Source organism: Halobacteriovorax sp. RT-1-1 (assembly GCF_047085455.1).
Lineage (GTDB): Bacteria > Bdellovibrionota > Bacteriovoracia > Bacteriovoracales > Bacteriovoracaceae > Halobacteriovorax_A.
In genome coordinates, this window is record NZ_JBKIXZ010000001.1 from 1,240,734 (window position 1) to 1,255,016 (window position 14,283).

General features: G+C 37.1%; 14 protein-coding genes. All 14 read left to right on the top strand.

Annotated elements, in window-relative coordinates:
* Positions 1 to 8: 8 nt before the first annotated feature.
* The 14 genes from ACMAWV_RS06205 (at position 9) to ACMAWV_RS06270 (ending at position 14,264) form a co-directional block, all read left to right on the top strand.
* A complete protein-coding gene (locus tag ACMAWV_RS06205) occupies positions 9 to 1,313 on the top strand; it encodes an MATE family efflux transporter (protein WP_412469725.1) in 1,305 nt (434 codons plus the stop codon).
* Position 1,314: 1 nt separating this feature from the next.
* Positions 1,315 to 1,977 (top strand): class I SAM-dependent methyltransferase, encoded by a 663-nt coding sequence (locus ACMAWV_RS06210; RefSeq protein WP_103216785.1) that lies wholly within the window; start codon positions 1,315 to 1,317, stop codon positions 1,975 to 1,977.
* A 12-nt stretch (positions 1,978 to 1,989) separates the two neighbouring features.
* Positions 1,990 to 2,460, top strand: coding sequence for a YchJ family protein (locus ACMAWV_RS06215; RefSeq protein ID WP_199177506.1), 471 nt, complete (start codon positions 1,990 to 1,992; stop codon positions 2,458 to 2,460).
* 160 nt (positions 2,461 to 2,620) lie between these two features.
* Positions 2,621 to 3,964 carry a Na(+)-translocating NADH-quinone reductase subunit A gene (locus ACMAWV_RS06220; protein WP_103216787.1) on the top strand — a complete coding sequence of 448 codons (1,344 nt, stop codon included), beginning with the start codon at positions 2,621 to 2,623 and terminating at the stop codon, positions 3,962 to 3,964.
* Positions 3,964 to 5,169: an NADH:ubiquinone reductase (Na(+)-transporting) subunit B gene (locus ACMAWV_RS06225; RefSeq protein ID WP_103216788.1), complete on the top strand. Its 1,206-nt coding sequence runs from the start codon at positions 3,964 to 3,966 to the stop codon at positions 5,167 to 5,169. The genes ACMAWV_RS06220 and ACMAWV_RS06225 overlap by 1 nt, the downstream gene beginning before the upstream one ends.
* 10 nt (positions 5,170 to 5,179) lie before the next feature.
* The gene (locus ACMAWV_RS06230) at positions 5,180 to 5,953 is read left to right on the top strand and encodes a Na(+)-translocating NADH-quinone reductase subunit C (protein ID WP_199177507.1); all 774 of its coding nucleotides are present in this window, start codon (positions 5,180 to 5,182) and stop codon (positions 5,951 to 5,953) included.
* Positions 5,953 to 6,570 carry an NADH:ubiquinone reductase (Na(+)-transporting) subunit D gene (locus ACMAWV_RS06235; RefSeq protein WP_103216790.1) on the top strand — a complete coding sequence of 206 codons (618 nt, stop codon included), beginning with the start codon at positions 5,953 to 5,955 and terminating at the stop codon, positions 6,568 to 6,570. The genes ACMAWV_RS06230 and ACMAWV_RS06235 overlap by 1 nt, the downstream gene beginning before the upstream one ends.
* A 13-nt stretch (positions 6,571 to 6,583) precedes the next feature.
* Complete coding sequence (gene nqrE, locus ACMAWV_RS06240) at positions 6,584 to 7,195, top strand: NADH:ubiquinone reductase (Na(+)-transporting) subunit E (RefSeq protein ID WP_103216791.1); 612 nt, start codon at positions 6,584 to 6,586, stop codon at positions 7,193 to 7,195.
* A gap of 28 nt (positions 7,196 to 7,223) precedes the next feature.
* Positions 7,224 to 8,450: an NADH:ubiquinone reductase (Na(+)-transporting) subunit F gene (gene nqrF / locus ACMAWV_RS06245; RefSeq protein ID WP_103216792.1), complete on the top strand. Its 1,227-nt coding sequence runs from the start codon at positions 7,224 to 7,226 to the stop codon at positions 8,448 to 8,450.
* A 141-nt stretch (positions 8,451 to 8,591) separates the two neighbouring features.
* Positions 8,592 to 9,932 carry a sensor histidine kinase gene (locus ACMAWV_RS06250; protein WP_412469724.1) on the top strand — a complete coding sequence of 447 codons (1,341 nt, stop codon included), beginning with the start codon at positions 8,592 to 8,594 and terminating at the stop codon, positions 9,930 to 9,932.
* Between the two features lie 60 nt (positions 9,933 to 9,992).
* Entirely contained in the window at positions 9,993 to 10,847 is an 855-nt protein-coding gene (locus tag ACMAWV_RS06255; protein WP_412469723.1) for a hypothetical protein, read from the top strand.
* Between the two features lie 188 nt (positions 10,848 to 11,035).
* Positions 11,036 to 12,445 (top strand): ATP-binding protein, encoded by a 1,410-nt coding sequence (locus ACMAWV_RS06260; RefSeq protein ID WP_103216795.1) that lies wholly within the window; start codon positions 11,036 to 11,038, stop codon positions 12,443 to 12,445.
* Between the two features lie 139 nt (positions 12,446 to 12,584).
* Positions 12,585 to 13,409: a ThiF family adenylyltransferase gene (locus ACMAWV_RS06265; RefSeq protein ID WP_103216796.1), complete on the top strand. Its 825-nt coding sequence runs from the start codon at positions 12,585 to 12,587 to the stop codon at positions 13,407 to 13,409.
* 9 nt (positions 13,410 to 13,418) lie between these two features.
* Positions 13,419 to 14,264 (top strand): hypothetical protein, encoded by an 846-nt coding sequence (locus ACMAWV_RS06270; RefSeq protein ID WP_103216797.1) that lies wholly within the window; start codon positions 13,419 to 13,421, stop codon positions 14,262 to 14,264.
* Positions 14,265 to 14,283: the final 19 nt, after the last annotated feature.

Consider the following 14,283-nt stretch of genomic DNA (forward strand, 5'->3'; position numbering starts at 1 on the left):
TAAAAATTTTGGACCGCAACTGGTTAACATACAAGGGCCTTTGGGCCCTTTCTATCCCTTCCATACTCGCATCAATGCTTGAGCCTCTAAGCTCAATTGTTGATACTGCACTTGTTGGAAATTTTGATACAAAAATGCTGGCCGCGATGGCCATTGGTGTTTCGGTTATTTCATCTATTACCTGGATGTTTAACTTCTTGGTCCATGCACCAATCCAAGCAATCTCTCAAAAACTAGCTAAAGGTGAGTATGAGAATGTAGTTTCGCTTATTAAGGTGACTTTCCTAATCGCTTTCTCGATTGGACTTTTTCTCGTTCTCATTTTTGTTCCCGCACGCCACTATGTTTATGAATTTTTGAGTGTCACGAAGGATCTTTATTCTTTATGTGATGACTATTTTTTAACCAGACTATATGGCCATGTATTTATTCTTTTATTTATGTCGGCCTTATCAGTTCTAAGAGGAATGGCGAAAGTAAATATCGTTTTAGGAATCATTGGGGTAGCAACTTCGATTAATATTGTATTGTCTTACCTAGGTCTCTATCAACTTAATATGGGGCTTTCAAGCGTTGCGGCCGCTACGATTTTTGCTAATGCTGTAGGCTTTCTAATAAGTTTATACTTTATTCTGACTCACGAAAAAATTCGTCATTTGTTTTTAAAACAAAAAATCATGTTAGCGGATGCCTTTCATATTGGAAAAAGTTCTATCAATGTTTTTATGCGCTCGGCTTTTTTAACTCTAAGTTTTTTCTTGGCCACAAAAGTTGCGAGCTCAATCTCTTTAAAGGCTCTCGCTGCTCATCAGGTTATTCTCAACCTATGGTTATTTGCATCTTTCTTTACTGATGGAGTCGCGACTTCTGGAAATATTATAGGTGGGACACTTTTCAAAAATGAAGGCCATGAGCACTTAAAAGATATCTTTCATAAGCTTCTTTTTATGGGGGGGATTATTGGAATTATCTTCTGTTTCATTTTCACTTTTGCCAATGGCCCATTAATTTCACTTTTTACGTACGATGAAAGTATTCATGAAACGATTAAAGGCATTATTTATTTCTTGGCCATTGCTCAAATTCCTGTTTCAATTGCATATGTCTATGATGGGCTAGTCTTTGGAATCAATCGCTTTGATTTCTTAGGTCGTCACATGGTGATAGCCTTCTTTACGTGCTTTGTGCCACTGGCGTATTTGAGCTATCAAAATCAATCCTTCTTGCTTCTTTGGGGGGCAATTTTCTCTGTGGGTATCTACCGATTTATTTCGAATGCATACTTAATCGGAAAGACACTAAAGGTTAAATAAAATGAAAGAAAAAGGTTCTCTTGGTTTTTCCCAGGACTATTGGGATGTAAATTATGAAGAAGCTGATCAAATGGATGGAATAGGCAATGTCGAGCAGCACGTTGGCTATATTAAAAATTTATTTGGATTAGAGTATATTGATATCAATTCTATTATTGATTTAGGCTTTGGCCTTGGTCATTTATTTGAGGCACTTTTAGACGAGTTTAAGCCATATAAGGCCCATGGAATTGAGCCCAGTGAATACGCTTACAAAATTGTAAAAGAGCGTGAAATAAACAAAATTGAATCAACTCAGTTTAAGTTAGAGAGAATGGATATTGTTAGCTGGTGTCGCAAGAATGAGAAGAGTAAGAAATCTTTTGATCTTGGTGTTTGCACAAGTGTATTTCAATATCTCACAGATGAGGAATTAGAGTATTGTCTGCCAATTCTTGCATCCAAGTTAAAGTATTTTTATCTAACAGTTCCAACGGATAAAGAACTCGATCGCCAGATCGAAGATCTTGAGTTTAAAGATGAATATGCCATTCGTCGAAGTCGTACAAAATACCAGAAAATGCTTAGAGAGCATTTTACATTTATTTCTAGTCGACTACTAGAAAGCAAGGTATATTTTGATGAAACAAACACAAATTTTACCGACTTATTATATCGATATTAAATGGAGTTTATTATGAGTAATTCTGGTCTTGATACAAAGACATGTGAAGCAATTGTTAAGGGTGAAGCCAAGGCCCAAACTGCAGCTCAACTTATGAGCGCACGTTACTTTGCTTATACAATCGGCAATATTGATTTCATCGTTGATTCAACTCACCCTGATCACAGAGATGATATGGATGTAAATGAAATCAAGGCGTGGTCATCACAATCTGAGTGGAAGGGTCTTGAGATCGTTGACACTGCAGAAGGAACTGAGAGAGATGACTGGGGAATGGTTGAGTTTAAGGCGACTTTTGGTTTAGGTGGCCAAGACCATGTGCATTATGAGCGTTCTGAATTTGTTAAGGTTGATGGAGACTGGTTCTTCGTTGACGGTGAGCCAATCGTAGCGCAGGTTAAGAGAGATGGTGCTAAAGTTGGACGCAATGACCAATGTCCTTGTGGTTCAGGCAAGAAATTTAAGAAGTGTTGTGGTCGATAATTGTCGACTAAATAGCCTTTGTTTTAACGCGTCATGGTCGCTAAGTGCGGTGGTGTGATTAGTTAAAATTAGGGTTACAACTTTATGTATTTCTGTTAAAAAACTAATAATTTCATAAATATTTTATTGTTAACAAACCAAGATAACGGGATTTGTCGCTATGATTCACATTAAGAGAGGATTGGATCTTCCTATCAGTGGGAAGCCATCACAAAAGATTGAGGTAGGACCTCAAGTGACTAAAGTCGCTCTTACTGGGCCAGACTATGTTGGAATGAAGCCAACTATGCTTGTTCAAGTAGGTGACGAGGTTAAAAAAGGTCAGGCGTTATTTTCTTGTAAGAAAGTTGAAGGTGTTCTTTATACAGCACCTATCAGCGGTAAGGTTATTGAAATTAACCGTGGTGCAAGAAGAGCGTTTGAAACTTTAGTAATTGAAGTTTCAGGTAACGAGCAAGTTACATTTGAAAACTTTAAAGGGACGGGAGTAAAAGATTTAACGAAAGAAGCTGTTCAAGCTCTTTTAGTTGAGTCAGGTCTATGGCCAGCTTTCAGAACAAGGCCATTTTCTAAGGCACCAGCTTTAGGTTCTGAGCCACACTCTATTTTCGTAACTGCAATGGATACTAATCCTCTTGCAGCTGATCCAGCAGTAGTAATTGCTGAAGCAAGCGAAGATTTCACGAATGGTGTTGAGATTATCTCAAAACTAACTGATGGAAGAACTTTTGTTTGTAAAGCAGCTGGAGTTAATATTCCAAAGCCTTCAACGACTAAAGTTGAAGTGAAGGAATTTGCTGGTGTTCACCCAGCAGGTAACGCAGGAACTCACATTCACTTTGTTGATCCTGTAAACGCTAAGAAGATTGTTTGGTCGATTGGTTACCAAGATGTAATCGCAATCGGTAAGCTTTTCACTTCAGGTGAACTTTCAACTGAAAGAATTATCTCAATTGCAGGTCCTGCATCTGTAAACCCAACTCTTGTTAAAACAGTTCCAGGTGCTCATTTAGGTGAAGTTACTTCAGGAAAAGTTGGACAAGGTGAGGTGAGAGTTGTTTCTGGTTCGGTTTTCAACGGTCGCGCAATGGTTGGAAGTTTTTCTTACCTAGGTCGTTTCCACAACCAAATTTCTCTACTTACTGAAGGTCGTGAAAGAGAGTTCTTAGGATGGCACAAGCCAGGTCTTAATAAATTCTCTGTTAAGCGTACTTTCCTACACTGGTTAAAGCCAGGGCAAATTTTCGATTTCACAACTGCTACTCATGGTTCTGATAGAGCAATGGTTCCAGTAGGGTCATACGAAAAGGTAATGCCTCTTGATATGCTACCAACTCAACTTTTAAGAGCACTTGTTACAAAAGACAATGACTACGCTGTAGAGCTTGGTTGTTTAGAGCTAGATGAAGAAGATTTAGCACTATGTACTTTCGTAAGTCCTGGTAAAGTTGATTTTGGTCCAGCTCTAAGAGAAAGTTTAACTACTATTGAGAAAGAAGGATAATTACAATGTTGCGCAAACTTCTAGATTCTCAACATGATAATTTCGCTAAAGGCGGGAAATTCGAAAAGTTTTATGCTGTTTATGAAATGATCGATACTTTCCTTTATACTCCAGGTGGAGTAGCGAAAGGTTCAGTTCATGTTAGAGATGCACTTGACTTAAAAAGATTAATGATCACAGTTGCTATTGCTCTTATTCCAGCAATGTTTATGGCAATGTACAATACTGGTTTCCAGGCTAACTCTGCTCTTGCAGCGGCTGGTATGACTCCTGAAGGTTGGCGTGCTGATATCATCATGGCGCTTGGTGCAGGTTTCTCTCCAGAAAGCTTAGTTGCAAACCTACTTCACGGTTTCTTATACTTCTTCCCAATTTTCCTAGTGACTCAAATCGCTGGTGGTTTCTGGGAAGCACTATTTGCAATCGTTAGAGGTCACGAGATTAACGAAGGTTTCCTTGTAACAGGGATGCTATTTCCATTAACTCTTCCTCCAACAATTCCTCTATGGCAAGTTGCTGTAGGGATCTCTTTCGGTGTTTTAATCGGTAAAGAGGTTTTCGGTGGTACAGGGAAAAACTTCCTTAACCCAGCACTTACTGCTCGTGCATTCCTTTTCTTTGCATATCCTGCACAAATTTCAGGGGACGCAGTATGGACTGCAGTAGATGGTTTCACTGGAGCAACAGCTCTTTCTCAGGCAGCTCTTGGTGGTGTTGGTGCAATCACAACTTCAATGCAAGATGCTTTCTTAGGATTTATGCCAGGTTCAATGGGTGAGACTTCAGCTCTTGCTTGTTTAATCGGAGCAGCAGTTCTAATCATCTCAGGTATCGGTTCTTGGAGAATTATGCTTTCAATGGTTCTTGGAGCAGTTGTTACTTCAGCAATTTTAAATGCTATCGGTTCTGATACAAATATGATGTTCTCAGTAACTCCACTTTGGCACTTAGTGATCGGTGGTTTTGCTTTTGGTACAGTGTTTATGGCAACTGATCCAGTATCAGCTTCTATGACACACAAAGGACACTGGTTCTATGGTGCTCTAATCGGTTTCATGGTTATCCTTGTTCGTGTTATTAACCCAGCTTTCCCAGAAGGTACTATGCTTGCAATCCTTTTCGGAAACTGTTTTGCACCTTTAATTGACTACTTTGTAATTCAAGGAAATATCAAAAAACGTGCAAACGGATACAAAACGGCTTAAGGGGGCAGTGATGAGTAATGATAGTACTGCAAAAACTCTGATCGTAGCAACAATCCTATGTGTTGTTTGTTCAGTTGTCGTATCTTGGTCAGCGGTTTCACTAAAGCCACTTCAAGATGAGAATAAAGTTTTAGACGTTAAGAAAAACCTTCTTATGACTGCAGGTCTTGTAAAGGCGACTGCTACTAAAGAAGAAATTTTAGAAGCTTATAAGCAAATCGAAGAGAAACTAGTTGATCTTAAAACTGGTGACTACGTAACTGATATGGATGTTACTAAATTTGATGCTGTTAAAGCTGCTAAAGATCCAAAAATGAACTACGCAATTCCTGCATCTGAGGACAAAGGAAAAATCAAGTTCCGTGCGAAATACTCTAAAGTATTCTTCGTAAAAGATGGTGAGACAACTAAGTCTGTTGTTTTCCCAATTCACGGTAAAGGTCTTTGGTCAACAATGTACGGTTTCCTAGTTCTTGAGACAGATCTTAATACTGTTAAAGGTATTGGTTTCTACTCTCACGGTGAAACTCCAGGTCTTGGTGGTGAAATTGATAACCCACACTGGAGATCAGTATGGCCAGGAAAGAAAATCTTTGGTGATGCAGGTAAACCTCAAATTCAAGTTATTAAAGGTGAAGCTAATAAAGCAAGCAGCTTTGATATTGATGGACTTTCAGGTGCAACTCTTACAGCTAATGGTGTAACAGGAACTGTTCGCTATTGGATGGGTGACGATGCATTTGGACCATTCATTGACAAATTCACACAAGGTGGGGGTGAATAATGAATTTTAAAGAAACAGTAGTTTCTCCATTATTTGAGAACAACCCAATTGCACTTCAAATCCTAGGTATTTGTTCTGCTCTAGCGGTTACGACAAAAATGGAGTCAGTAGCAGTTATGTGTTTAGCGGTAACAGTTGTTACAGCTTTCTCTAACTTATTCGTATCACTTATTAGAAATCACGTTCCTAGTGCAATTCGTATTATCGTAATGATGACGATTATTGCTTCACTAGTTATCGTGACAGATCAAGTTCTTAAGGCTTACGTTTATGACGTTGCTAAATCGATGTCAGTTTATATTGGTCTAATCATTACAAACTGTATCGTTATGGGACGTGCGGAAGCATATGCGATGAAGAACCCTCCAATCATGTCATTCTTTGATGGTGTTGGTAACGGAATCGGTTATTCAATCGTACTTGTATTTGTTGGATTCTTTAGAGAGCTTCTTGGTTCAGGAAAGCTATTTGGAGTATCTGTTTTAGCAACAACTGGAGAAGGTGGTTGGTACCAAACTAATGGTATGGCACTTCTTGCACCATCTGCATTCTTCTTAATTGGTTTTTTCATCTGGGGACTACGTACTTGGAAGAAAGATCAAGTAGAAGAAATGTAAGGGTAGGTGAAATATGTTTGAACATTATTTAAGTTTATTTATTAAAGCAGTATTCATTGAAAACTTAGCCTTAGCATTCTTCCTAGGTATGTGTACATTCCTAGCAGTTTCGAAAAAGGTTAAGACTTCTATTGGTCTTGGTGTAGCGGTTGTTGTTGTACAAACAATTACAATCCCTATTAACAACCTACTTTATAACTACTTACTAAAAGAAAATGCTCTTGAGTGGGCAGGGATCTCTGGTACAGATCTTTCATTCCTAGGTCTAATTTGTTACATCGGTGTTATCGCGGCGATGGTTCAAATCCTAGAAATGTTCCTAGATAAATTTATGCCAGCTCTTTATAACGCTCTTGGGATTTTCCTACCTCTTATTACTGTTAACTGTGCCATCATGGGTGGATCACTATTTATGGTAGAAAGAGATTATACTTTTGGAGAGTCTGTTGTTTTCGGTATCGGTTCTGGTTTCGGTTGGGCCCTAGCGATTGCTGCTCTTGCAGGTATTAGAGAAAAAATGAAGTACAGTGATGTTCCAGATGGACTAAAAGGTCTTGGGATCACTTTTATCACTGTAGGTCTAATGGCACTTGGTTTCCTAAGTTTTTCAGGAATCCAACTTTAGTAACGGTAAGTAATAAAAAGGAAATATTATGAATGCAATTATTCTTGGTGTTTTAATGTTTACCGTTGTGGTTCTTGCTCTTGTTTTAGTAATTCTTTTTGCTAAATCAAAGCTAGTATCAAGTGGTGACGTTAAGCTAACGATCAATGGTGAGAAAGTGGTTCATATCCCAGCTGGTGGTAAACTACTTAACGCTCTTGCCGATCAAAAACTATTCGTATCTTCTGCCTGTGGTGGTGGGGGTACATGTGGTCAGTGTAAAGTTCACGTTCACGCAGGTGGTGGTGAAATTCTTGAAACTGAATTATCACATATCTCAAAGAAAGAAGCTCGTGAAGGCTTAAGACTTGCATGTCAGGTTGGTATCAAAACTGATATGGAAGTTGAAGTTGAAGAGTCTGTCTTTGGTGTTAAGAAATGGGAATGTGAGGTTATCTCAAATGATAACGTTGCGACTTTCATTAAAGAATTTAAGCTTAAGCTTCCAGAAGGTGAGTCTGTACCTTTTAGAGCTGGTGGTTATATTCAAATCGAAAGACCAGCAGGGCTTTCAATTGATTACAAAGACTTCGACGTACAAGAAGAATACCGTGGAGATTGGGATCACTTCAATCTTTGGCAGTATAATTCAACTGTAAACGAAGAAACTATCAGAGCTTACTCGATGGCAAACTACCCGGAAGAAAAGGGAATCATTATGCTTAACGTGCGTATTGCTTCTCCTCCTCCAAGAGCTCCTAAGGGAACTCCTCCAGGGAAAATGTCTTCTTATATCTTTAGCTGTAAGCCAGGTGACAAAGTTACAATCTCTGGTCCATTCGGAGAGTTCTTTGCTCGTGACACTGATAAAGAAATGGTATTCGTTGGTGGTGGAGCTGGTATGGCGCCAATGCGTTCACACATCTTTGACCAACTAAAGAGACTACACTCTAAACGTAAGATGACTTTCTGGTACGGTGCTCGTTCAGTTAGAGAAATGTTCTATGTTGAAGACTTCGACGGTCTACAGGCCGAAAATGATAACTTCACTTGGCACGTTGCTCTTTCAGATGCACTACCGGAAGATAATTGGACAGGTTACACTGGGTTCATTCACCAAGTACTTCACGATGAGTATCTTGCTAAGCACCCAGCTCCAGAAGATTGTGAGTACTACCTATGTGGTCCTCCTATCATGAACAAGTGTGTAATCGATATGCTTCTTGACCTAGGGGTTGAGCGCGACGATATCATGCTTGACGATTTTGGTGGGTAACTAGGATTAAAGTAATAAATTTACATATAGAAGAGGCCAGCTTTATAGCTGGCCTTTTTTATTAGCTAATTTCGAATAAAAGTTAAGCTAAGTTATCCTTTCTTCAATTGTTCATATATTCCACTATGTTAGTTTTGATGTATGGATAATATGACGGCCCTATATATCGTACTCTTATCATTTCTACTTCTGTGCGTTGTCAGTACTTATGTTGTTGCAATGGTGGATAAAGAAAGTGACTACCAGCAATTTAAAATGGCCCTAATTTTTAATTTCTTCCTCTATGCTACACGTTTTTATTGTGCTCAGTGGGTGGAACTCGACGTCATATTCTTTGGCTTAAAATTCATTCCACTTTATTTGATATGTAATTTCTTTCTAAATAATCGATTAAGCCAGTATCGAGTTGAGTTGGTGAGTCTTTTTGTTTTAAGTGGCATTGCTGGCTTCTTATTGTATTTAGCTGGAGTTGAGTCTGAATATTATTCCCTTGCTGTGGCCATCGGAAGTTTCACTCCTGGTATCTATGCATTGGCCTACTTTGGTAAACGAATAAAGTATGTTGTGAATTTTTTCTATTTTACTATTTTTGCTATCGCAGGAATAGTCACATTTTCCTATCCATTTACCTTTGAAATAAAGGGCTCTGGGACTTGGGGCTGGAGTGCGGGCGTCATCACTTATATTGCAATCATGTTAGGGCTTCTGGTTAAGATCTTAGAAAAGAAAGTTGATGGTGATTATAAATTACAAGAAGAGTTAAAGCTTATTAATGCAGTTTATAAGGCCGTTATTCATGATACTTCAAATGACTTAAATTTTCTGTCTTTAAGTCTTTCAAGGGCGTTAAAAGATGAGAACTTGACCTATGTAAAGTTAGCCTATGATCGTTTAAGTGAGCTCATCAAATTTAAAGCAGAGATTCGTAAGCAATTTAATAAAGATAATCTTTCATATGATGTGGAGCTTTCGTCAATAGTAAAGTCTGTTGTCTCTCACTACCAAGACGACTTTAACAAGAAGCGAGTTCAGTTGGTTGTCACTTATCCCCATCAAAATATCGAAGCTTCGCTACCCATTAGTAAGGAGAGTTTAGTTAACTCGATTTTAGGTAATCTTGTTTCTAATGCCTTGAAGTTCTCTGAGCCACGTTCAAAAGTCTACCTCTCAATGATTCACGATAAAACTCATGTGTACTTTAGTGTTATTGATTCAGGGGGCGGTATCTCTGACGACATTATTTCATCAGTAACGAATTTCTCAAAAGTGAGATCGAGTAGTGGTACTCGTAACGAACTGGGCAGTGGAATGGGCCTTAGCATACTTTGCTACATCATCAAACGAATTGACGGTGAAATTAGCTTCATGAGTATGAAGAGTGGAACAAAGGTAATTGTAAAGATCCCTTTTGTTAACCAAGTATCAGAACATTTAGATAATAAACGTGATGGCCACGGTAGCAACGTAATATCACACGCTTAAAACTCTTATCTTTTCTTACATAACTAGTCTTATTAAGGCTTATTGGGTCTAATTATGGATATGAAATCGATACTCACTTTATTACTTTCAACTTATGTCTTGGCCTCTTCTCCGGTAGCAATATCTGATTTTTCTAACTCACTAGAAAATGAATTAGGATTGAAGCTTTCACGCTTAGATGATGTTGTAAGAAAGATTAGAATCAGAAAACCAAATGTTTTTGAGAAATGGTTAATGAATAAAAGTGGTGCAGAGGCCACATATAACGACAAAACGAACACGATTGTTTTACGACAAAAGAATTGGCGTGGAGATCGAATTGTTAGCTCGTCTGATTTTCCAACTGGACAAGAGTATCAGTTCACTATCTTAGCATCGACTATTTTTCATGAGTTAATGCATGCGGACTTTGATGTTTTAATAAAGGGGAGTCGTACACGTTCTGATATTGCACTTAAGAATACCCAGCGTTGGTTCTCTCAAAATATTCCTGGAGTTAATGCTCATATTGCTGCCCATGAATTCTTTGGTTATACCGCTTCGGATCTCATCTTGGGAATTAAGAGTAAGCTTCAAGATATCTATATGGCCCACGGGATTAATAGCTATAAAAATACGTGCTTTGGAAAGAAAGGCCTTAAGAGAATTAAGGATCGCCTTTTTCCTGATGGCGATATTCATTTTAAAGACACGTTAAATATTTCAAGCTTTGCGAGTGTATTTACGCCCAATACAATCTTTGTAAAAGGAAAAGATTTTAATATCAAAGATAAGAACTTCCCTGACTCTTATCGCAAAGATGTCTATCAACACTTTGTGGACAATTACCATGCTCCTAAAAATTCAAGTGATTTACTTGAGATCGCTACGAGAGAGTATGGTGAATTATTACAAAAATGCTTCGAGGGAATATAATTCTAATCCAATCTAAATAGAAATACTTTTAAATAGTTTAGGTTCTCGGCAACTTCTGCTTCGCTATTAAGAATCTTGGCCAAAGGTTACAATATATATTGTGGTGTAAAGTTAAAGAAATAACTTAAGTTGCCATTTTAATTCTTGTAGTGATAATCAGTATTTATTGTTTTATAAGGTGTAATTGGTTGGAAGTTAGTAATAAGGCATTAGTCGCATATTTTGATGGTGTAAAGTCGATGGGGGATTCCGTTGAAGATTTTATTGCCGAGCTTCCAGTTAAAGACAAAGATCTTTTAGATGTAAAGTCGCGTATAAGCTGGCAAGAATTTAAAGATATCACAGTCTTCTTCTCTGAAAAGTACCCGAACTATACTGAAATTATTAGTAATACCGGTGTTTCAAACAGAATCATTAAACCATTTTTTGACATCATTACATATGTAATTAGTTATAGCTTACTCTATGAGTTCTTTTTAAAGCTATCTTTTAAGATGCTTTATACCAATATCAAAATTGATACAAAGAAACTTAGCTCAGATTCTTTTCAAATTATCTTTGAGTTTTCAGATTCATCTCAGATCTTTCATGAATTCATAAATATGTATGTTGAACTTTTCAAAACGATTCCAGTTAATTTCGTTGGGTGTCGTACATATTCAAGAGTGAAGTATCTTGTCGTAGATGACCGAGTTGTATTCTCTGTTAGTAATGCGGCCTTCGCTAAGGTCAGCATTCCGAACTTGCTTTACAATTTCTTCTTCACAAAGAAAAAACTTCACGAAGTTATTCTAAAAAATGTGGAGTATTCGAATCTACTTGAGAAGCAAAATTTAGAGCTTGAAGAGTATCGAAAGAACCTTGAGCTATTAAATACAGAATTGAATTTAAGTAATCGTACCTTACACCATGATGTTGCTAATAAACTTCTTAGTCTTGAAGTAGCTAAGAAAAGAATTGAGAATGGTGATTATGAGCAAGCGGTTAATAAGATCAATCAATTCTCAAACTCAGTTAAGGGAATTATTCAAAACTCAATTGTTACGACACATATTGATGGTGAACTTTTTGAGCTTCAAGAAAATAATTTATATGACCTTTTAATCGAAGCAGTAACAGAGTATGACGACATTGCTATCCAAAAAGGTGTTCGAATTATTCACGACTTTAAAATTGATCAAAACCTAACTTTATATACAAATAAAATCGCACTACAAAATAACCTAATTTCTAATATTATGTATAATGCGATCAAATTCTCACATAAGAATGAAAGTATTGTTTTCTCCGCTTCTGTTTGTGATGAGAATCTTTGTCTAAGAATTGTTGATTTTGGTGTAGGTATTCCAGAAGAAAAACTTAAGCTTATCAAAAGAAATGTTGGTCTAATTGGTTCAACTAAGGGGACTAATGGTGAGAAGGGTTCTGGACATGGAATGAGTATCATTATGGATACTGCCAACGCACTAGGCTTCAAGGTTAATATTTCATCGAGTTTAGGAAATGGAACATCAATTGAGTTAATAAAAAATATTTCTCAAGAAGATACAGATTTTACAAACGTTCTTTTCCTAGACGGTCAAAATACAAAGTCGTAAATCAGTCTCATAAGTATTAATTATTACTATTGTGTGCCAAGTATTTTTGCTGAGCTCTGAAAATGCCCCATTTGTAACTCCCCAGATTCTCCAAAAAAATCATTTTAACTTATACTCTCACGTTAACTGGAGGGTAGAGATGTTTTCAAGAAATATTGGTTTAATTACTCAAGAGGATCAAGATAAATTACAAGGAGCATCAGTTTTAGTTTGTGGAGTTGGTGGCATGGGAGGTGTCGCTAGTGAAGTTCTTGTTCGTATGGGAATAGGAAAAATTAAAATTGCTGACTTTGATCGTTACGAGCCCCATAATTCAAATCGTCAAATACATTGTAATGCAAAGAACTATGATCGCTATAAAGTCGATGTCTTAGAAGAAGAATTCAGAAGTATAAATCCAAATTTAAAAATCGAATCATTTAACGAAGGTGTTACAAAAGATAATATCGAAGATCTTTTAGATGACGTTGATATTGTTATCAATGGAATGGATGAAATGTTTTACTCATTAATTCTAGAAAGAGCAGCGCGCAGAAAAAATATCACAATCGTTGATGCTTGGATCACTCCATTTGCATCAGTCTTTGTAATGACTCCGGATTCTCCCCACTGGGAAGAGTATCTCGATTTATGTACCAAGAATACTGCGGTTGAGGATCTAACGCCTGAACTATGTAACCAGGCAGTTAGAGAAGAGGTTGATTTTACCTTCAGTCATTTTTCTCCATACAAATATATTTCTAAAGATCTCGTTGATAAGATTGTAACTAAGGAAGCAACAAGGCCTAGTTTTACGCCTGTCGTTTGGTTATCTGGAGTTCTCATGGCCAACGAAGCTTATAAAGTTATCTGTGGCCTACCACATACGGATCATTTAGGGGTGTTTTTTGACCAGTATGAATTTCAACTAACGAATGCTGGTTCAAAGAGTAAGAAAGGAAAACAAGTAAAGAAAGCTGCCTAGGGAGCACTTATGAATGAGGTAAAGTGGGGGAGCTACTCCTTCAAAACATATTTCAGGCCAGGCCTGTATTTGGATGATTTTAATTTAAAACGTTTGTATCGTTCAATTATAGAAATTAATAATACTTCTAAGAAAAAAGTAAATATTAGATACCTTCAGCTAGAAGATATCGATGAGATTAAAAGTTTTTTGAGTCATATTATTGTTTCTATAGTTCATACACGTGGAAAAGATATTTCATTTTTAATGAATTATATTATTGAAGATGGTGATGTAAATATTCTTCATGTCGGAATTATGATTGCAAATTCTTATACTGGTAATGAAGCGATGGCCATGATGGCATGCTTTAATAAGTTGGAGTATTTTAAGCAGCATAAATGTTTTTATACGACTAATATATCAGCGACTCCTGCTGCAATTGAAGCCTTTGATAAGATAAGTCGTAAAGTTTGGCCATCTCCAAAGAGTCAGATCAAGAAACCACCAAAGGACTATATTAACGTTGTAAAACTTCTTGAAGAGTTCTACATCAAAAAATGGTTTCAGGACCCTACAGAGTGCAATATTGACCCGTATCGCTTTGTTCTTAAGTCTCCATGCAAGAAGATGGGATTTAAAACAAATATGTTTCAAATGAGTCGGGCAAATAATATTGAGTACCAAAATTTTTGCAATAGTTTAATCGATTACGAAAATGAAGAGGACCTAGTACAGGTTTCTACGTCAGGTTACCTTGAATTGATAAAAACCTACTTGTTGACCAACCTATATCTTGTCTTTAAAAAACCACCTCGCTTTTATGAGGAAGAGGCAACGATAGGTGATGAGAATGATTTAAGTAAAATTGCTTAGTTTATAAAATAGGCCCTAC

Excerpts from the sequence above, each read along its gene's own strand:
- ACMAWV_RS06210 (WP_103216785.1), top strand. The coding sequence starts at position 1,315 with ATGAAAGAAAAAGGTTCTCTTGGTTTTTCCCAGGACTATTGGGATGTA.
- ACMAWV_RS06215 (WP_199177506.1), top strand. The coding sequence starts at position 1,990 with ATGAGTAATTCTGGTCTTGATACAAAGACATGTGAAGCAATTGTTAAG.
- ACMAWV_RS06220 (WP_103216787.1), top strand. The coding sequence starts at position 2,621 with ATGATTCACATTAAGAGAGGATTGGATCTTCCTATCAGTGGGAAGCCA.
- ACMAWV_RS06230 (WP_199177507.1), top strand. The coding sequence starts at position 5,180 with ATGAGTAATGATAGTACTGCAAAAACTCTGATCGTAGCAACAATCCTA.
- ACMAWV_RS06235 (WP_103216790.1), top strand. The coding sequence starts at position 5,953 with ATGAATTTTAAAGAAACAGTAGTTTCTCCATTATTTGAGAACAACCCA.
- nqrE (WP_103216791.1), top strand. The coding sequence starts at position 6,584 with ATGTTTGAACATTATTTAAGTTTATTTATTAAAGCAGTATTCATTGAA.
- nqrF (WP_103216792.1), top strand. The coding sequence starts at position 7,224 with ATGAATGCAATTATTCTTGGTGTTTTAATGTTTACCGTTGTGGTTCTT.
- ACMAWV_RS06250 (WP_412469724.1), top strand. The coding sequence starts at position 8,592 with ATGGATAATATGACGGCCCTATATATCGTACTCTTATCATTTCTACTT.
- ACMAWV_RS06255 (WP_412469723.1), top strand. The coding sequence starts at position 9,993 with ATGAAATCGATACTCACTTTATTACTTTCAACTTATGTCTTGGCCTCT.
- ACMAWV_RS06265 (WP_103216796.1), top strand. The coding sequence starts at position 12,585 with ATGTTTTCAAGAAATATTGGTTTAATTACTCAAGAGGATCAAGATAAA.
- ACMAWV_RS06270 (WP_103216797.1), top strand. The coding sequence starts at position 13,419 with ATGAATGAGGTAAAGTGGGGGAGCTACTCCTTCAAAACATATTTCAGG.